This is a genomic window from Methylomonas aurea (genome assembly GCF_024505045.1).
GTDB classification, from domain to species: domain Bacteria; phylum Pseudomonadota; class Gammaproteobacteria; order Methylococcales; family Methylomonadaceae; genus Methylomonas; species Methylomonas aurea.
The window spans coordinates 34,525-54,369 of record NZ_JANIBM010000008.1 but is presented as its reverse complement, the minus strand read 5'-3'; the positions used below and the strand labels follow the sequence as shown (position 1 = coordinate 54,369).

Below are 19,845 nucleotides of genomic sequence, written 5' to 3'. Positions count from 1 at the left end.
TTGTGCCTGTCAGCCGGGCTGACCGTCGACCCGCGGCGATGTCAATATCGGCGCATAATAGAAGGCGAATAACGAAAACGCCGCCAACCAGCAATAGCTGGATGCCATGACAAATCCGCCGTACCAAGTCGGCAGCAGCGCCGGAAACATTACCCTGAACAACGTAGCGACGTTCAAAAGCAAAAACGCAATCGCCACAACATTCGAGGCCTTCAGCGCACGCCCGGTATGCCCTAACGCCACCCTAGCCATCATCCCCAACGTCAATACGCCGATTCCGCCGACCGTAAAGGCATGCATAGCCAGCGCCGGCTGAACCCAGGCAAATGCCGACAACGCCACCAAACCGAATCCGAGTATCAACCAACCGTAACCGATATATAACACCCATAACAACGGCACGTACCAGATCCGCGCGTTGTACCAAGCGGACACTCGCAACGCATTGACAACCAGAGCAACAATTGCCGCAACCGCCAACACCGCGCCAGAGACGCCAAACATCAACAACGCAAAAACCGCCATGCCGGCGGCCACCGCCGCCACATCCAAAGCAGGATTGCGGATGCAAATCACGCCCGATAAGCCGCGTTCGGTAAAAAACGGAAATACCCTACCAGCAATCACCAAAATCATCGCCACCACTACGGCAACAACCAACGTCAAACCCAAGCCGGCGCTGGTTGCCGACAAACTCAAAATTTGAGCGTGAATCAGGCCGTTACCCAGGGTAAGCAACAGCAACATAGCGATAAAAACCAGATTTTTGATATCGCCTGTCTTCAACAGGGGCCGAGCAACGAAATAAGCTACAGCCGGCAGAAACAGCATATCGGCGACGGCGATCAATCCGTCAGGCAGCAGGCCAGAATAAAACGGCAATACCCGACCGTATATCCATAGAAAACTCAATGAGGCCAACTGGTCCGGGTTTACGGTTTGCAGTCCGGTCCAGTTTCTGACCGCGGTCAGCAAAAAACCGGCTATCACTGCCGCGGTGTAACCCAACAACATCTCATGCGCATGCCACAGGCTACCGGCGAAATAATTGTCGATATGCAAGGCGCCTTTGGACATCGAGTTCCATAACGCAATCAAAGCCAGTGCCGAGAGACCAGCCAGTGAGAAAAAAGCGCGAAAGCCCATTGCAAACAGCGGGTAATCAAAAACCGGTTTGTTATTCATGCAGCCTTTCCTCCAGCCAGTCGAGTTCGTTATCCGAGAAGCCGGCGATTATACGCACTTCTCGGTTGAATGGCCCTTTCGGTTTCCCCTTGTAATAACCCAAAATCAAATCCTTATAATGCTGCTCGGCCTCCAGCCCCCGCTGCCGGCTCAGGCTATTGAACCAAAACGAGCCGCGCTCGACATGGCCGATTTCATCGTTGTATATCCGCGCCAATATGGCTGCACCGTCTGCGTCGCCCATCGTCGCCAGTTTGTCGCGCATGCCGGGAGTGACATCCAAACCCCGTGCCTCCATGCAACGCGGGACGATCGCCAATCTGGCTAAAACATCTTCCGCAGTATCCTCGGCATGCGACCATAATCCCCCGTGCGCCGGAAAAGCACCGTAATCGCTACCCAATTGCCGCAGCCGATTACGGATAAGTTGAAAATGCTGCGCTTCTTCATCGGCAATCAGCAACCAATCCCGGTAAAAATCGTCCGGCAAGCCGCGAAAGCGGTAGATGATGTCCCACGCCAGATAAATTGCGACGAATTCGATATGAGCCAAGGCATGAAAAAAAGCCGCCTTGCCTTCGATGGTATCCAAGCGCCGTTTCGGCATGTCACGCGGCATCATCAGTTCCGGTTTTTCCGGAAATATCGTAGCGGCAATCGGTAACGGCTCGCCGGCTGGCGTTAAGGACAGGCGATTTTCCGCCATGAGTTGCCGAGCCTGAAAAGTAAAGGCTAGTTTTAGTTCAATATCGGCGTCAAACAGACACCGCTCGGCAAATTCGAACACTGATTGCATGGTACTCCGGATTTAATCCTGTGCTGATAACTCGGCATCGTCAGGCGGGCATCGAAACTTCGGTCACTCCGCGAGTCGACGAGTCCAATCCCGCCGGGGCAAGGCAGCTCAATTTTTTCTCCGGACGCAAACCGAAATCCATGTCGAAGCGCATGACCGTCAGCGATTCTATCATGGGCTAAACCGGTTCACTTGGCGTGGCCGCGCCGATTGAGAAAACCGGCTGCTGCGCGCCCCGACTTGGAAAGATTTACAATCCCAAGATCAGGCCCCTACAATTCGCCCCATCGGCAGGCGATTTGCCGTGCAACCGGATGAATTGGTAAGAAACCCTCTACCCGCAATTTTCAGTTAATCTTGTAGGCAAAATGCAAAATCAAGCTGCAAATCCCAACGAATATCCTCCGCAGGATGTTTTGCGCTTCGTCTACCGGCTCAAGGCCGAAGACTGCGATTGCGCGGAATTTCCAATCGATATCCACAAACCGACCATGACGCTGATTCCTGCGGCCAAGGAGCCCTACCCATTTTGGACCGAATTAGGCTACCACCAATGCCATAACTGCCCGCTAAATGCTGCACAAACCCCACATTGCCCGGTAGCCGTCAATTTGGCTCCGCTATTGGAATTGTGCGGCCATTTGGTCTCGCACAAGCCGATGAGCGTCGAAGTCATCACCGACCGCAGAACGGTTCGCTGCGAAAGTACGGCCCAACATATCGCCAGCTCCATTCTCGGCCTAATCATGGCCACCAGCCCCTGCCCACACACCGAATATTTAAAGCCCATGGCGCGCTTCCACCTACCGTTGGCCGACCAGGACGAAACCATCTACCGGGTAACCGCCACATTCCTGCTTGCGCAATATTTTCGCCGCCAGGATGGTTTGCCCTATTCGCTGGAACTCGAAGAATTACTGAAGATTTACCAAAACCTGCAAATCATCAATCTGCACCTAACACAACGCCTGAGAGCGGGAATCAGCGAAGATGCCGCCGTAAACGGCGTGATTTTGCTGGATTTACTGTCGAAGACAGTTTCTTGGTCGATAGAGGACGGTCTGGAGGAAATCAGCTATCTGTTCGACAGCTACCGTAAACCGCTGCAGTCGCCCCCCCAAACCTGAGCCGCCGTCATGTACAAAATTCTGGATCTATCCGCCCTGTTGCTGTATTGCGCATTTATTTTCTGGCTTTCCGACCAAACCAAATTGCCCGACCACGCGCTCGTCGAAAACCAAGACAAACTCGACCACTTCCTGGCCTATTTCGCGATGGCGGCGTTCGCCTGGCGCTACTTTGCCCATTTCTCGGTCCCTCGCCACTGGCATTTAGTGATAGTCGCGGCATTTTGCAGCATCTACGGCCTATCCGACGAATGGCACCAATCCTTTGTCGTCGGCCGCGAATCGAGCGAACTGGATTGGCTGGCCGATTCGTTGGGCGGCTTGTGCGGCAGCCTATCCTGCTACTGGTATGCCCGCCGTTCCGCCGCCCCACGTTCGGCACGCTGATACAAAAGATTCGCGGTACTTTCGTTAATCCATCCGCTAATCATTGCTTTCCTTCAATTGGCAACCGTCCAGTGCGGCTATCGCTTACGTTATAATGGCGATTCAGTCTCCAATTGCGTCATTTCAGTTGCTACGCAACGTTTATCGCGAAACTTATCAGAATCTCCATGGAAGTCCCAGAATACAAGCGCCGCAGAACCTTTGCCATTATTTCTCACCCCGATGCCGGTAAAACCACCATCACCGAAAAACTGCTGCTGTTCGGCGGCGCGATTCAGCTGGCGGGCTCGGTCAAGGGCCGCAAGGCGGCGCGCCACGCCACCTCCGACTGGATGGAAATGGAAAAGGAACGCGGGATTTCGGTCACTACCTCGGTGATGCAGTTCGAACACAACGGCGCGATCGTCAACCTGCTCGATACGCCGGGCCACGAAGATTTCTCGGAAGACACCTACCGCACGCTGACTGCCGTCGACTCCGCGTTGATGGTGATCGACGTCGCCAAGGGCGTCGAGGACCGTACCATCAAATTGATGGAAGTCTGCCGCCTGCGCGACACACCAATCCTGACCTTCATCAACAAACTGGACCGGGAGGGCCGGGAACCGATCGAACTGCTGGACGAAGTGGAAAGCGTGCTGAAAATCGAATGCGCGCCGATGACTTGGCCGATCGGTATGGGCAAGCGCTTCAAGGGTGTGTACCAGTTGTACAGGGACGAGATTTTGCTGTTCAACCCGCAGCACGGCGGCAAAATCGCCGAGTCCACGCTAGTCAAGGGCTTGAATAATCCGCATTTGGACGAACTGCTTGGCCTGCAGGCCGACGAATTGCGGGAGGAAATCGACTTGGTAAAGGGCGCCAGCCACGAGTTCGATCTGGACAAATATCTGCGTGGCGAACAAACCCCGGTGTTTTTTGGCTCTGCAATCAACAACTTCGGCATCGCCGAGCTGCTCGACGCTTTCGCCGAGTTTGCACCGCCGCCGCGCCCACGTCAGGCCGAACAGCGCGAAGTCAAGCCGGAGGAAGACAAATTCACGGGCTTCGTCTTCAAGATTCAGGCCAACATGGACCCGGCCCACCGCGACCGCGTCGCCTTCATGCGCATCTGTTCCGGCAAATTCGAGAAGGGCATGAAGATGCACCATGTGCGGATTGGCAAAAGCATCCAGGTAGCCAACGCGATCACCTTCCAGGCCGACAGCCGCAAGCATGTGGAAGAAGCCTATCCTGGCGACATCATCGGCTTGCATAACCACGGCACTATTCAGGTTGGCGACACTTTCACCCAGGGCGAAACCTTGAAATTCGGCGGTATCCCCTACTTCGCACCGGAGTTGTTCCGCCGCGTGGTGTTGAAAGACCCATTACGCGCCAAGGCCTTGCAAAAAGGCTTGGTGCAGTTGACCGAGGAAGGCGCCACCCAACTGTTCAAACCGCTGAAAAACAATGATTTGATTCTGGGCGCGGTCGGCATCCTGCAGTTCGACGTCACCGCTCACCGCTTGAAACACGAGTACAACGTCGAATGCGTTTACGACGCCTCACCAATCAACACCGTACGCTGGGTCAGTTCCGATAATCCAGCCAAACTGGAAGAATTCAAGAACAAGGCCTTCGAAAACCTGGCCGAGGACGGCGGCGGCTATCTGGTCTATCTGGCGACCAGCAGGGTCAATCTGCAATTGACGGAAGAACGCTGGCCGGACATCCATTTCAGTGCCACCCGCGAACTGTAAACCGCCAGACACAAAAAAGGGGCCATCAGGCCCCTTTTTCTTATCCACGAAAACTTATCTTATTTAGCGGCTTCGGCGATTTTATTGAAGGCTTCTACCCGTTGTTTGCCCAAGTTAGCCAATTCGATACCGTTATCGACAATCATTTGAATCAAACCCGGCGTGTTGTAAACGATCTTACCCAGGTAAGCCACCGCAGGTACCGCAACGATCGCGCCAAACACCGTACCGATACCCAATACGCTCAAAGCTTTGGTAATCAATACCACGATATCCAGCGGCAACAAAATCATGGTGCCGAAGTAAACCAGCACGATGAATGTAAACAAGGCGAACACCACGAACTGCAACAGCCTTACCAGCACAACATTTAGGTTTTTCATGATCAATATTTCTCGATTGAATGGGGATTCTTTTGCACTTATAAGCAACGGCCTTGATTTGTATCGCATTTTCCGCCGCTCGCGAACGTCGGCATTATAAAATAAAACCCCCAGCGTTTTCTCTACTTTTTGCCCGCGACTAGGGCTATTCCGCGCTTAAGTCGGCCTGTGCGGGTTTATTCTCGATGAAAAGGGGATGCAGCAGCGCCCCAGCCGCAAAGCCGCCCAAGTGTGACCACCAAGCCGAATCGACCGCGACATTGTCGAATACCGCAGCAGTAAATGCGTCGCCCAATTGCACGATCACCCAAAACCCGAGAAAGGCAATCGCAGGTACCTGAAAAAACAACGGATAAAATAAGATCGGCACCAGAATTACCACCGTCGCGTAAGGGAAGCGCACAAAATAGGCTCCCAATACGCCGGCAATCGCACCGGAAGCGCCGACCACCGGCACCGCCATGGTCGGATAAAAATACCATTGGGCATAGGTAGCCAGCAGCCCGCACAAGATGTAAAACGCCAGAAAGCGTTTATGCCCCATCAAATCTTCGATGTTGTCGGCGAAGATCCACAAAAACACCATGTTCATCAACAGGTGCAAAAAGCCGCCGTGCAAAAACAGGCTGGTCAGAAACGACAAATAATGGTCCGGCGGCAGACCGAAGGCATAAGCCCAATCCGGGTTGGAATAACGAATCGGCACCATGCCGTACATGTAGGCGAAGTGCTGGCCGACTTCGTCCGGCATCAGCAACATCATCAAATACACCGCGACGCACAAGGCAATAATGCCCCACGTGACGTAAGGCTTGGTCTGGCAAGGTATCGAATCGCGAATCGGTATCATCGTTTGCCCTCTTGGTTATGGTTTATCCGGCGCCGCTGTCAGTAGCTGTCGCTCCACTGTTTTTCGAGGCGCTGCACAGACACCGGAAATGCCGTTTTCAATTGTTGGGCGAATATAGACACCCGCAGTTCCTCCAGCGCCCAGCGAAAAGTTTCCCGCTCAGGCGTCGGCGTTACGGTCTTGCTCTGCTTCTCGATGTATTGCCAGTAGCGTTGGTTCAACCGTTTCAAGCCCTGCACCTCGACCGAGTCCGGTTTTTGTTTGTCCAATCGAAATTCCACCGCTTTCAAATAGCGCGAGAGGGACTGCAATTGCCCGGCCGGGGTGTACCGCAAAAAGCCTTTGTGTACCAGCAAGCTTAGTTGTTGTTCGATCTCTTCGCGCAAGCTCGGCGCCACAGCCGGTTCCTGCAGGCGCCTGCTCAACGTTTGGTAGTATGCCAGGATTTCGCCGATCTGCTTGCCGGCCTGCGTCATGGTCGACATTAATGTCGATTTTTTCGCCGCCAGAATAGACTCGAATTGCTGTTGCGTGCGAATCGTCTGGCCTTCGACGAACACCGCCGCGAAGATCGCATATAACACGTCCTCCTTGAAATCGCCGCCGGCACGGTCTTTCAACAAAGGATGCACCGGCAATTGGTTATAGGCTAATTGCAAAGCCGGCGACACGCCGTGGTTCTTTAAAATGTATTGCGCGTCTTTTTTGCAGACCAATTGATACAGCTTGGTCAGACCGTCGAAATGGGCCAGTTCGGCCTTGTGCTGGGTTTCCAGAATCTTCACGCCGACTGTCGGTCCCTCGTCGACGATGGCCGGAAAGCCGATGAAGCTCTGGCCTTTTTGCATGAACTGCCAGGTCTCCGGCAAATCGTCGAAGGCCCAGGCGATGCAGCCAGTATGGTTCATTTCCTCCTGCGCCAGTTTGTCGAAACTGTCGCCGGCCTTGGTCGCGAACTGGGCCTGCAACTTGGCTAGGTTGCGCCCGTAACCGATGGCCCGCCCGGCATCGTCGACCACCCGAAAGTTCATCTTCAAATGCTCGGGCAAGGCGTCCGGCTGCCATTCGTTGAGCGGAATCGCTTCGCCGGTCAATTTGCGCAAGCGGTTACTCAGCCATTCGTACAGCGAACCTTTAAAATCCGGCTCGATTTCCAGGCAGGCCTTGGCGGTGTTCGGCACCGGCACAAAGTGTTTACGTAGATGCTTGGGCAAAGCCTTGATTAAGGCCACCACTTTTTCTTCCAGCATGCCCGGCACCAGCCAATCGAACGGAAGTTGCCGAATCTGATTCAGCTGGTGCACCGGCACGATCGCGGTGACGCCGTCCTCGTCGTGGCCGGGCTCGAAGCGGTAATGCAACTCGATGGTCAGATCGCCGACTTTCTTACTATCCGGAAAATCCCAGTCGTTGATCTGATTGTCGTCGGTGCGGGTCAGGTCTTCCTTGGTCAGGAACAGAATCTTGGGATTCTCGCGCTCGACTTTTTTGCGCCACTGGTCCAAGGTAATGCCGCTGACGATCTCGGCCGGCAGTTTCTTGTCGTAAAACTGGTACAGCCATTCCTCATCCTCGATCAAATCGACGCGGCGGCCCTTGTGCTGGATATAACCCACCTCCTCCAGCAGTTTTTCGTTAGCTTTAAAAAACGGCGCGTTGGAGTGGTAATCCTGATTGACCAGCGCATGGCGGATGAACATCTCCCGCGCCGCCTTAGGATCGACGTTTTCGTAAGGCACTTTGCGCTTGGCGGTCAAGGTCAAGCCGTATAGCAAAGTCCGCTCGTAAACGCCGCAACGGCCGGCGTTTTTCTCCCAATGCGGGTCGTAATAATTGCGCTTGACCAGATGCTGAGCGCAAGCTTCTATCCATTCCGGCTCGATCTTGGCAACGGTGCGGGCGTAGACCTTGCTGGTCTCGACCTGCTCGGCGGCCATGATCCACTTGGGCCGCGCCTTGTGCTGGCCGGAACCGGGGAAGATAAAAAACTTCAGGCCGCGCGCGCCCAAATACTCGTATTGCTCGTGACGAAAGCCGATGTTGGACAGCAAACCCGGCAACAAGGCCATGTGGATTTGCTCGTAATTGGCCGGATTGCCGGCAGTCTTCAAGCCAAGGTCGCCGCGCGCCACCTGCATGATTTGAGTATGAATGTCATGCCACTCGCGCATCCGAATGTAGGACAGAAAGTTATCCTGGCAGTATTTGCGCAGCTTGCTGTTGGTCAAATGCTTTTTCTGTTCCTCGAAAGCATTCCACAAGTTCAACAGCGTCAAAAAGTCCGAATCCTCGGCTTTGAATTGGGCGTGTTTGGCTTCGGCTTGGGGCAATTTATCGGCCGGCTTGTCGCGCGGGTCCTGAATGCTCAAGGCCGAGACGATGATCGCCACTTCGTGCAACGAACCCAGTTGCGCCGCTGCCAGCAGCATACGCGCCAGTTTCGGGTCGGTCGGAATCTTCGCCAACTGCCGGCCGGTGTCGGTCAGGTTGCCCTGCTTGTCCAAGGCATCGACTTCGAATAACGAGGTCTTGCCGTCGCGTACCATTTTTTCGTCGGGCGGCTCGACGAAGGGAAATTCCTCGATGTCGCCCAGCTTCAAGGCCGCCATCTGCAAGATCACCGACGACAGATTAGTACGCAAAATCTCGGGATCGGTAAATTCCGGCCGCGCCAGATAATCCTCTTTCGAATACAGCCGGATGCAGATCCCTTCCGCGACCCGACCGCAGCGCCCTGCCCGCTGGTTGGCGCTGGCTTGCGAGATGCGCTCAATCGGCAAGCGTTGGATCTTGCTGCGGGCACTGTAGCGGCTGATGCGGGCGTGGCCGGAATCGATCACGCAACGGATGCCGGGCACGGTCAGCGAAGTCTCGGCGACGTTGGTCGCCAACACGATGCGCGGTTTGTTGCCGGAAGGCTTGAACACCCGCTCCTGCTCGGCCACACTGAGCTTGGAATACAACGGCAACACCTCGTAGCGGCTGTTGTGGTGCGACTTGCGCAGCGATTCGGTCGTCTCGCGGATTTCGTGCTCGCCGCTTAAAAAAATCAGAATGTCACCGCGCAAATCCCTATAAAGCTCATCCACCGCATCCAGTATCGCTTGCTGCAAGTCGGCGGAGGTCTCGTCGTCTTCCTCGATCAACTCGATGGGCCGATAACGAATATCGACCGGATAGGTACGGCCGGAGACGTTGACGATAGGCGCACCGTTAAAATGCTTGGCAAAACGCTCCGGATCAATGGTCGCCGAGGTAATCACCACCTTCAAATCCGGCCGCTTCGGCAACAGCCAGCGCAGATAGCCCAGCAAAAAATCGATGTTCAGACTGCGCTCGTGCGCCTCGTCGATGATCAGCGTGTCGTACTGATTCAGATAGCGGTCGTTCTGGGTCTCGGCCAGCAAAATACCGTCTGTCATCAACTTGACCAGCGAGTTCGGCGCGGTCTGGTCGTGAAAACGTACCTTGTAACCGACCGTGTTGCCGATGGCCTGGCCCAATTCCTCGGCGATGCGGTCGGCCACGGTGCGCGCCGCGATCCGCCGCGGCTGGGTGTGGCCGATCATGCCGCTGATACCGCGGCCTATCTCCAGACAAATCTTCGGCAACTGGGTGGTCTTGCCGGAGCCGGTTTCGCCGCAAACGATGGTGACCTGGTGGTTTTTAATCAGCTCTGCAATCTCATCCTTCTTGCCGCTGACCGGCAAATCCGGGTAATTAATCGCCGGCACCGAGGCGCGACGCTGGTTGCAACGGCTCACCGAACGCTCGATCTTGTCCGCCAGTTGCTGGAGTTGCCCGCCTACGTCTTTGCCCTTCCCCGCTTCGCCGCGCAATCTATCCAATTGCCGCTTCAAACCGTGGCGGTCGGCGCCCATGCAACTTTGGAGATTTTTGGCGAGTTGTTTCAGGGTGTCGTGAACGGACATGGGGCGATAAATAGCGTAAAAAGGCTGGCATTATAAGGGTTGCAGGGCCGCTTTACATTGGCGTCTCACGTCGCAACGATTTATCAGACATTCCGAGCACTACGTGATCAGACTCGGTACCCACCGATCGACAATCCCGAGCAGGAATCGACTAAGCTGAAGAGCCCATGGCGAAAACGGGTAGAGAAAAGACTGTGACAGTTGTTTCCTACCCTCTGTCCCTTGGCCGATCGGCGCTCAAAGTTTGGGTGGGTTTATATCGGATGAACGGTGGTTTTGATCGGAATTCGTGCAGCGTCTGCCGGGAAAAATCCAATAAATCGCATATCACTCTTACAAGTTACGGATTCCGATAAGATTACGCCATTAGCGAATGGCGGCTTTGGGGAGCAGCAAATTGGCGTAATCGACCCTAAGCGGAAGTCTGTGTTTGAAATTTTAATGTCTGATTTCAACCTTTTACCGATCATGCAGATCACGCTAAAAACTTGATAATAATTTACTGATAGATATGCACCCTTTTTTTGAAGTCACAGCCTCGGATATTCAAAAACTGAATGATGAGCAAGCTCGTGAATTAATTGCTCGCCTTTGTAAAGCAGAACTTCGGTGCAGAGGCATTGGAACAACTCCTGTCACTTGGGGCGGAGATCAACGCGCAAAAGACGGCGGGGTGGATGTGCGAGTTGATATATTGCTAGCCGCCGGAGTATCTGGCTACGTTCCTAGGGAAGCAACGGCTTACCAGGTCAAAGCCGAAAAGTTTGGGCCGGCAAAAATTCCTGATGAAATGGCCCCTAAAGGTGAGGTACGTCCGGCGATTGTGGAGCTCAGCAAGAATTCCGGCGCGTATATCATCGTGTCAACCGTAGACAATTGTTCCGATTCGGCTCTAAAGAGTCGTAAACAGGCTATGTCGAAGTGTCTGGAGGAACACGGATTAACTGAAAACATTAAACTCGACTTTTATGATAGCCGACGGATTGCCGACTGGGCCGGAAATCATCCTGGCGTTTTGGTCTGGTTACGGGACGTTTTGCGTAGGCCTATCCAAGGCTGGAAACCGTATGGACCTTGGGCCTATCAAGAGGTTTCTATTGATGATGAGTATCTGCTTGACGACAAGATTAAGGTATTCGTTCCAAATACTGATGAAGCGATTTCCGTAATCGACGCTCTCAAACGTCTTCGAACGGAACTGTCAACACCGCGCACCTCAGCGCGAATAGTCGGCCTCTCGGGAGTTGGAAAAACGCGGCTCGTCCAAGCTTTGTTTGACATCCGTATAGAACCATCAAGCGCGCTAGATCGGGAGAACGTTCTCTATACCGATCTATCGGACGACCCACAACCTCAGCCAACCGCAATGCTCGAAGCACTGATTCAAGATGAATCGAATTGCGTGGTAGTAATCGACAACTGCGGACAGAACGTACATGCAAAACTCACCGAAATCGTCCAGGGCCCGGAAAGCAAGATACGCCTGGTAACCATTGAATACGACATCAGAGAAGATTTGCCAACCGGCACAGCATGCTACCGGCTGGAAGGATCGTCTGATGAAGTGATCGCAAAATTACTTAAGCGTCACTACCAAATGCTGTCCGACTTGGACGTGCATAAGATTGTCGAGTTTTCCGCAGGTAACGCGAGGGTCGCATTTGCCCTCGCGTCAACCTCTTCGATGAAAGGACAGTTGGCTCAACTCAGGGATGACGAACTTTTCAGGCGCTTATTTATTCAAAGGCAATCCGAAAGCGACGAACTTCTTAGATGCGCAAAGGCTGCAAGCCTGGTTTATTCGTTCGACGCGGAAGACGATTCGGAAACTTCTGAGTTGGCCGTACTCGCCGCTGTCGCCGACGTTTCAATAACGGCATTGTTGAGGAATGTCACAGAGTTAAAACGGCGCGGATTGATTCAAGCACGAGGTAAATGGCGCGCGGTATTGCCTCATGCTATTGCAAACCGTTTGGCGATGCGATGCTTGGAGGACTTTTCACCACAATTATTGGTAAAAAAATTAATTTCCGCAGCGCCTGAGCGTGTAGCGCGGTCATTTTCCCGCCGGTTGGGTTACTTGCACGAATCAGAAGTAGCCGCCGCTATAGTTAGCGAGTGGTTAAAACCCCGAGGCTTATTGGGAGATCCGGCTAGGCTCAACGAGCTCGAATGGCAAATGCTGGAAAACATAGCGCCGGTTAACGAATCTGCCGCTCTTGATACCCTGCTTCGGGCAACCGCGAACGAAGAACTCATATCGCCTTCCAACGAGAAGCGCGCGGAATTTACCCGTTTGCTTCGATCCCTTGCATACGAGGCTGATTTATTCGAAAAGGCGGTTTCCGCTTTATTGAAATTTGCGTTGGCCGAACCCGAGGAAGGAAGCTCTAATTCAGGACGTAAGATCCTAAAATCGTTATTTGTTTCGCATCTCTCTGGAACGCTAGCTTCGCCAAAACAGCGAACTGAATTTGTAAACGCGTTAGTTTTATCGAACGATGATGCGAAATTAAAGTTGGCAATTAGTTTGTTGGAGGCAGGACTTGAGGCTTACCACTTCTCGTCCAGTTTCGGTTTCGATTTTGGTGCTCGCAAACGCAGCTACGGCTGGTATCCCAAAACTCTCGAAGATTTTCGAAACTGGTATGGCGCTTTCATCCAACTGGCCGCGCAGATTGGAAAATCTGACAACCCGGTTGGGTTAGATGCTAGGGGAATTTTGGGTAGAGCAATTCGCGGCCTTTGGGGTGACGAATGGCTAAATGAACTATTAATCGAAGTTTCCCGAGAACTGGCCGCCGTGGATGGCTGGCCCGACGGGTGGATAGGTATTCGCAACGCGCTTAGGTGGGAGAAAGAAGCGATAAACGGGAAATCCCTAGAACAATTGAAAATGCTCGAGAAACAGTTAGCCCCGCGCGATCTGTGGGGGAAAATTCAGGCAAAAATATTGCGGCGTGGCGATTACAGTGTTGAATTGGACGATGAGGATGAGTCTGGCCCAAATTCTGGGCTTTGGTACGAAAAAATATTAAACGAAGCGGAAACGCTTGGAAATGCCGCAGCCACGGATGAAACAGTGCTATCCGACTTACGCCCTTTTCTATATCACTCAGGACACACAAATAAACCGTATTGTTTTGGTATCGGAGTGGGTAAGGAACATTCCTCCGTTGCCACTCTTATTGATCAAATTCGCGCGATTATCGGTAGTAATCCCAACCGGGCATTCGACCTGCAATTTGTGCACGGCTTGTTAGTAGGGTGGCATTTGGTAAAACCCCAAGAAGTCGGAGTTTTTATGGACTCGGCTATTGGCGATCCGGTTTGGGCGGTTTATTTCCCCATGCTGCAACTTTCGGTGCCAGTCGATGACGTTGCGTATGGCAGGCTAATCAAGTCGCTGGAAATAGGACTGGCACCCAGTTGGCGCTATACTCAGCTTAGTTTAGGGCGCAGAACGGACTCACTTTCAGTGGAACAACTTGCCGCACTGCTGAATCTGCTGAAGTCAAAGCCGGACAATGGAACAGAGGCCGCGATAGACATCATTTATATGGTGATTCATTGCGCTGCTGATAAAGACACGGACTATCGACTGGGATTGCAAGCCTATGTCTCGGATTTTGTAGTTGACATAGATTGGGCGCGATTGAATTTTAAAAACCACAATTTTGATTATAAGCTTGAGAAGGTCATCGAGTTTGCGCTTTCAGGAAACGACCCTTACAAAATCACGAAACTCTCCATAGAACGTTTGCTTGCGCAAGATGACTTCAAATTTATGATGCGCTGCGGAGATCTGTTTAGGCCGTTTTTCAAGGAAAATCCAATTGATGCGCTAGATGGAGTTTATTGCAACGACGAGGCAAGTTTGTTTCAACGTCTGCATGTCGTGTTAACGAATCGGCATGACGAAACAGCTTTGGCTGATGTGCCAATAGATGCAATTATCGAGTGGTGTAAGATTTCTCCAATTGACAGATGTAAATTTGCCGCCGAAGGATGCAAGCTTTTTGATCAACAAAACGCCACTGATCGGAATGTTATTTCAATTGCTGCGGCTGCAATTCACATACTAGAGATTGCGCCAGACAAGAAGAAAGTTCTCGAGATCTTAGTCCGTCGTTTTTCTCCCAGTCATTGGTCAGGTTCTCGTGCTGCAATCATGCGGCAGAGACTTTCCTTAATTGATCAACTCAATCCCCTTGGCGATCCCGAGCTCTCGAATTTGATTTCTGCAGAAAAAAAGCAACTGTCAGATGCCGTTTTGGCTGAGGAACGATGGGAACTGGATCGGGAAAGACAGGAAACTGGCAGCTTCGAATAAGCCAGCAAATCGGCGCAATAAAGCTGAAATGAGCCAGATGCAATCTATGCACAAACAACTACTTTCAGACAGCTAAGCCTGAACTAAATGTCAGCAATAGTTGGGACAAGGATCGAATACCCTTTTCGACTGACAACCCTTGCGTTTGCGGCGGCGACTCAATCCTCACAGCCTTGCGACAACGGCTTCAACGTCAGCCAAATCTGCGCGTCTACCGGCAAGCGCGCGTTGCCGGATACGGCTTTTGCCAAGTCGCCGCCGATTTCCTTGGCCTCGAACACCAGGACTTTTTCAACGACGCCAATGCAGGCTGACAAGCCGTAACGAGCGAATACCGGCGCCAACGGTTGTGGATACGCCGGGCCGTTCAACAGCCGTTGCACGCGCCGGTTCTCGCTCTCGCCGGGCTTGCTCGGCCGGCCGCGCTTTGTGTTCCAGGATTTGGCTTGCGCGGCAGCGCCAGCCAAGGCTTGCGACCAGTCCGGATAGTCCATCAACCGGCCCAAATACACGCCGTGCAGCGACAGGCTTTCGCCGGGAAACCATTCCCGCAGCCCGGCATCGAGCAAATTAGCGAGCGACAACAAGGATAAATGACACGGAGTTCTGACGATTGCGACTTCGTCCTCCGCGCTACGGAGCTCCAGTTTGGCCTCGCATTCCGGCAAGACTAGCGAAAAGACTTGGTCGGCGGGCGCCGCCGGCGGCAACGCTAACAAAGCCAAAACTAGAGCGGTCTTCGTCATAATGGCAAATTCATCCTCTCATTTTTCAGTCTTGCAGCATCTAGAAACGGCCCCTGAGGCCAATAAGCCAGTGACCTAAGGACAACGCATTCGTTGAAAATCTTTAACACATCGCGAAGAAAAGCGATGCGTTTTAACGACAGCGGGCGTCGCGCGAGGCCCGTGCTCAAACCAGCTCGATCAAACCGAACGCACCGGAGCGAGATAGTGGGCAACGGTACTGTCGGCCGACCGCAGCAAATTACCCTCGACGTTGAACTGACACCAACAGCCGGTCGAACTGGCCGCTATGGACGCTGGGCAAACTGTCGATGAACATCGCGCGCTCGCTTTTGATCGGTAATTGGCTGTAGCATTATCCTGCAACCCGCGCCGCAACAAACGTGCGTCCACCAGAAGATCGCTCCGCTCCAAACCGCGCTTGATCGCAATTTCTCAAAAGCTGGCGGCGCTGACAACACCTATTGGCAATATCGAAACACTCGAATAGCGCAAATCTCCAGACTACCCAAACACCTCGCGGACTCAAGAATCGTCCGGAACTGTTCACGAAGAAACCGGACAATCCGTTGTCCGTTTGTGTTAGACGCCACATCATGCTGACGCAATCTTGTCCGGACATACTACCGGCACCGCTCCTCAAACATCGAAGTCCCTGGATGTTATCGATTGACCGGTTCGAATCCGGAATTGGCCTCGATTTTGAATGTTTCGGTTTTGCGGACACAACGCTTGCCTGAAATGGCGTCATGCACCTCTAAGGGTCTCAACCAACCCAACTATCGCATAACTTTCACTCTAAATCGGAATCATCTGCATGCCACGACCTTTAGCCCGGAATGGGTGCGCTCGCCGCAATAACGGCATTGTCACGCAACCATCCGCCGCACTAACGCCGCGACTGCTGTAGCTCCACCGTGCACGGCGCCGAACCATAAAGGGAAATATTATGTTGGACATCGCTATTGTCGGAGCGGGTTTATCGGGGCTGGCTCTGGCCGAACGCTTGGCTGACGGACACCGCAATAGTGCGCTGTTCGACGCGCGCAACCGCTATGGCGGACGCATATTGACGGTTCGACTGGCGAACGGCTTGGCGGCCGATTTGGGTCCGACTTGGTTGTGGCCGGCGCAACAACCGCGGGTTTCAGCGCTGTGCCGTCGGCTGAATGTGCCGCTGTTTCGCCAGGCGGACACCGGCTTGAATTTATACCAACCAAGCAGCGGCACCCGACCGCTCGGCTATGTCGACCGCCAAACCCACGCCGGCGCGTACCGGATTCGAGGCGGTTGCGGCGCATTGGCCGATGCGTTGGCGGCCAAATTGGCAGACACACCGTTGAATCTGGGTTGGCGCCTGGAGCGGGTTGCGGACCGCGGCACACACGTAACACTGGCTTTCGCGGTAAACGGCTCTTTGCAGCAAATCAACGCTAGGCAAGCCGTTCTGGCCATACCGCCACGCCTGCTTGCCGAGCGGGTGAGTTTCGAACCGGCTTTGCCGGAACAACTGGCGGCAGCCTGCCAAGCCACGCCCACCTGGATGGCCGGCCACGCTAAAGCGGCAATAGGCTACCCGGAAGCGTTCTGGCGCAGCAAAGGCTGGTCCGGCAATGCCTCGGCCGCCTATCCCGGCGCGATATTGGCGGAAATTTACGATGCCTGTGATCCGCAAACCGCTTCCGGTGCGCTGTTCGGTTTTTTCGGCATCGCGCCAACCTTACGCGAGCAATACCGGGCGCAGTTACCGAATCTGATCGCTTCCCAGTTAAAAGCATTATTCGGGCAACCGGCTGCGACGCCGGACAGCCTGCAGATTCAGGATTGGAGCCGGGAATGTTTTACCGCGACAGACGCTGACCGGGTGCCGCCCGCCAGCCATCCGGACTACGGCCACCGCTGGCTGCAACTGGACCATTGGCGCGACAAGCTCTACTTCGCCGGCAGCGAAACCGCGCTCGAACAAGGTGGTTATCTGGAGGGCGCCTTGGTCGCGGCAGAACGGGTTTATGCCGCATTGGCGCTTGCCACCGGCAGTTAAACCGCATTCCTTCGGCAGAAACAACTTGCCAAACTCGCCCAAATCTCGCGTTCGGTACAGTGGTCCGACACTAACGCCGACCGGCGAGATATCGCAGTTTTGACCGGCCCGAACCGCTGTTTTCGGGTTTCGAGCCAGAATCCGGCGTCAAAATCTGCGGCGGTTTGCAAAATTTGGCCGGAAATCGCTAACCAAACACCGGAAATCTGGCAAGCTAACGCCACTAAGCTGCTGTTAACTATTACAATACCCCGCTCTATCGAGCATTTTCCAATCGAAAAACGCCGCACTTGCTGACACTCGAATTAATGACCTTGCCAAAAATGGACCGGTGCGGCCAATGCGTAAACTGATTGCGGTATCTTTGTTCGCTTCCGCGGCCTTGGCCGGCGAGGCGCCGCAGGACGATTTCACCAATCTGTCGATCGAAGAACTGTTAAACCTGGAGATCATCAGCGCATCGCGCCTGGGAACCAAAACCAGCCAGGCACCGACCTCGGTTTCCATTCTGACCGCAAAAGACATCCGCACCTTCGGCTGGCGCACCCTGGCCGAAGCGCTGAACAGCCTGCGCGGGCTGTTTACCAGCAACGATCGCGACTACAGTTTTCTCGGCGCGCGCGGCTTTATGCGCAGCGGCGATTACAATTCGCGGATTTTGTTGATGATAGATGGCCAACGCCTGAACGAGAACATCTACGACGGCGGCTACATCGCGCAGGAATTCATGCTGGACATGGATCTGGTCGACCATATCGAGTACGTGCCCGGTTCCGGCTCGTCGATTTACGGCGCCAACGCGTTTTTGGGCATGATCAACATCGTCACCAAACAAGGCCGAGCCATCAACGGCGCCCAAGTAGCAGGCGAAATCGGCACCTTCGACACCTACAAGGGCCGGGTCAGTTACGGCAAATCGCTCGATAACGGCGCCGACCTGTTGTTCTCCGCCTCGCATTTCGATAGCGCCGGCGTGGAAAACTTATATTTTCCTGGCTACGACAGGCCGGAAACCAATAGCGGCGTCGCCCACAACATGGACGACGAACGCGCCGACCGCTTGTTCGGCAAGTTTAAATTCGAGGAATTCACGGTCAGCGGCGGTTACGTCAGCCGTTTCAAACGCGTACCGACGGCGTCGTTCGACGCGATTTTCAACGACCAGCAATACTTCACCGAAGACAAACAGTTTTTTACCAACCTCAAATACGAAAAAGATCTCAGCGACACCGGCAAGATCCAGCTCAAGGGCTACTACCAGGGTTACGATTACCACGCCGACCAAGCTTATCGGTTCGACGGCGCCCGCATCATCAACCACGACCTGGCCAGCGGCCGCTGGTGGGGCGGCGAAGCCCAGCTAACCTTTTCGCCGATTTCGGGCCACCGCGTAATCATGGGTCTGGAATACCAATACGACCAACGCCAAACTCTGGTCAATCACGATATCGACCCTTACTTTTCCTACGTGCAGAGCCGGCGTAGCGGCCACCGGCTGGAAGCCTATCTGCAAGACGACATCCAAATCCTGGATGATTTGATTTTCAGTGCCGGCGCCCGCGTCGACTACCACCATATGCTGAATAGCATGCAGGCGAATCCGCGGCTCGGCTTAATTTGGAGCCCGCTGGCCAATACCCAATTCAAACTGCTTTACAGTTCGACGTTTCGTGCGCCCAATGCGTGGGAACGCGATTACAACGCATTCGGTTTCGTCGCCAATCCGGACATGCGCGAAGAGCAGATCAAAAGCTACGAAGCGATTGCCGAGTGGCATTCCGCCAACGGTTTGCGGTTGCTAAGCTCGCTGTTTCACAACGATATCTCGCAGTTGCTACAGGGCCGTCCGGTCGGCGAAGACATCAACGGCGACTATTCGGTGCAAAATTACGGCCGTTACCACGCTTACGGCATCGAGTTGGAGGCGGAAAAACGCTGGAGCTCAGGCCGGTTATTGAAGGCCTCGTATACTTACAATCTGCTAACCAATGAGAACAGCCACGGCACCTGGGCGACTTATTCGCCGCAAAACTTGTTCAAATTGCATTACGCCGAATCGTTCTTCAACGACTATCTAACGCTGGGCATCGAAAACATCTTTATCGACCGACGCAAACTCGATTACGCCGGCAGTTTTGCCGACGGCTACAATCTGGTTAACATCAATCTGAGTTCCGATAAACTGATTCGCGGCCTCGACACCTCCTTCGGCATCTACAACCTGTTCGATATCCACCCGCAAATGCCCGGCGTCAGCGATCAGGTCGACATCATCCGCATGAACGGCAGGGAGCTGCGTTTGAAGCTGCAGCTAACATTCTGA

13 protein-coding genes are annotated in these 19,845 nt (G+C 53.8%); 6 read left to right on the top strand and 7 right to left on the bottom strand.

The genetic code is table 11. The features are described from left to right. Window positions 1–9: 9 nt before the first annotated feature. The 3 genes from NP603_RS09095 to NP603_RS09085 are packed head-to-tail and all read right to left on the bottom strand — an operon-like array spanning window position 10 to window position 2,156. A complete protein-coding gene (locus NP603_RS09095; protein WP_256610553.1) occupies window positions 10–1,185 on the bottom strand; it encodes an NnrS family protein in 1,176 nt (391 codons plus the stop codon). Then, window positions 1,178–1,981, bottom strand: coding sequence for a ferritin-like domain-containing protein (locus tag NP603_RS09090; RefSeq protein WP_256610552.1), 804 nt, complete (start codon window positions 1,979–1,981; stop codon window positions 1,178–1,180). The genes NP603_RS09095 and NP603_RS09090 overlap by 8 nt, the downstream gene beginning before the upstream one ends. A gap of 40 nt (window positions 1,982–2,021) precedes the next feature. After that, window positions 2,022–2,156 (bottom strand): hypothetical protein, encoded by a 135-nt coding sequence (locus NP603_RS09085; RefSeq protein ID WP_256610551.1) that lies wholly within the window; start codon window positions 2,154–2,156, stop codon window positions 2,022–2,024. A gap of 193 nt (window positions 2,157–2,349) precedes the next feature. On the opposite strand from NP603_RS09085, the gene NP603_RS09080 reads away from it, so the two are divergent. The 3 genes from NP603_RS09080 (at window position 2,350) to NP603_RS09070 (ending at window position 5,237) form a co-directional block, all read left to right on the top strand. Further along, window positions 2,350–3,108: a DUF6901 family protein gene (locus tag NP603_RS09080; RefSeq protein ID WP_256610550.1), complete on the top strand. Its 759-nt coding sequence runs from the start codon at window positions 2,350–2,352 to the stop codon at window positions 3,106–3,108. Window positions 3,109–3,117: 9 nt separating this feature from the next. Continuing rightward, window positions 3,118–3,495, top strand: coding sequence for a VanZ family protein (locus NP603_RS09075; RefSeq protein WP_256610549.1), 378 nt, complete (start codon window positions 3,118–3,120; stop codon window positions 3,493–3,495). A 167-nt stretch (window positions 3,496–3,662) separates the two neighbouring features. Next, on the top strand, window positions 3,663–5,237 hold the full coding sequence (locus NP603_RS09070; RefSeq protein ID WP_256610548.1) for a peptide chain release factor 3: 1,575 nt from the start codon (window positions 3,663–3,665) through the stop codon (window positions 5,235–5,237). A 59-nt stretch (window positions 5,238–5,296) separates the two neighbouring features. Here the strand turns inward: NP603_RS09070 and NP603_RS09065 are convergent, their stop codons facing one another. The 3 genes from NP603_RS09065 to hrpA all read right to left on the bottom strand — a co-directional run bounded on the left by NP603_RS09065 (window position 5,297) and on the right by hrpA (window position 10,402). Next, window positions 5,297–5,620 (bottom strand): hypothetical protein, encoded by a 324-nt coding sequence (locus NP603_RS09065; protein ID WP_256610547.1) that lies wholly within the window; start codon window positions 5,618–5,620, stop codon window positions 5,297–5,299. Between the two features lie 145 nt (window positions 5,621–5,765). Beyond that, window positions 5,766–6,470 carry a rhomboid family intramembrane serine protease gene (locus tag NP603_RS09060; RefSeq protein WP_256610546.1) on the bottom strand — a complete coding sequence of 235 codons (705 nt, stop codon included), beginning with the start codon at window positions 6,468–6,470 and terminating at the stop codon, window positions 5,766–5,768. A gap of 38 nt (window positions 6,471–6,508) precedes the next feature. Then, window positions 6,509–10,402 carry an ATP-dependent RNA helicase HrpA gene (gene hrpA, locus NP603_RS09055; RefSeq protein WP_256610545.1) on the bottom strand — a complete coding sequence of 1,298 codons (3,894 nt, stop codon included), beginning with the start codon at window positions 10,400–10,402 and terminating at the stop codon, window positions 6,509–6,511. Window positions 10,403–10,913: 511 nt separating this feature from the next. Between hrpA and NP603_RS09050 the strand changes: the two genes are divergently transcribed. Next, a complete protein-coding gene (locus tag NP603_RS09050) occupies window positions 10,914–14,735 on the top strand; it encodes a P-loop NTPase family protein (protein ID WP_256610544.1) in 3,822 nt (1,273 codons plus the stop codon). A gap of 158 nt (window positions 14,736–14,893) precedes the next feature. On the opposite strand, the gene NP603_RS09045 is transcribed toward NP603_RS09050, so the two are convergent. Continuing rightward, complete coding sequence (locus tag NP603_RS09045; RefSeq protein WP_256610543.1) at window positions 14,894–15,481, bottom strand: hypothetical protein; 588 nt, start codon at window positions 15,479–15,481, stop codon at window positions 14,894–14,896. A 949-nt stretch (window positions 15,482–16,430) separates the two neighbouring features. On the opposite strand from NP603_RS09045, the gene NP603_RS09040 reads away from it, so the two are divergent. Next, window positions 16,431–17,522, top strand: a complete 1,092-nt coding sequence (locus NP603_RS09040) for a flavin monoamine oxidase family protein (protein ID WP_256610542.1) — start codon at window positions 16,431–16,433, stop codon at window positions 17,520–17,522. Between the two features lie 340 nt (window positions 17,523–17,862). Then, window positions 17,863–19,845 (top strand): TonB-dependent receptor plug domain-containing protein, encoded by a 1,983-nt coding sequence (locus NP603_RS09035; RefSeq protein WP_256610541.1) that lies wholly within the window; start codon window positions 17,863–17,865, stop codon window positions 19,843–19,845.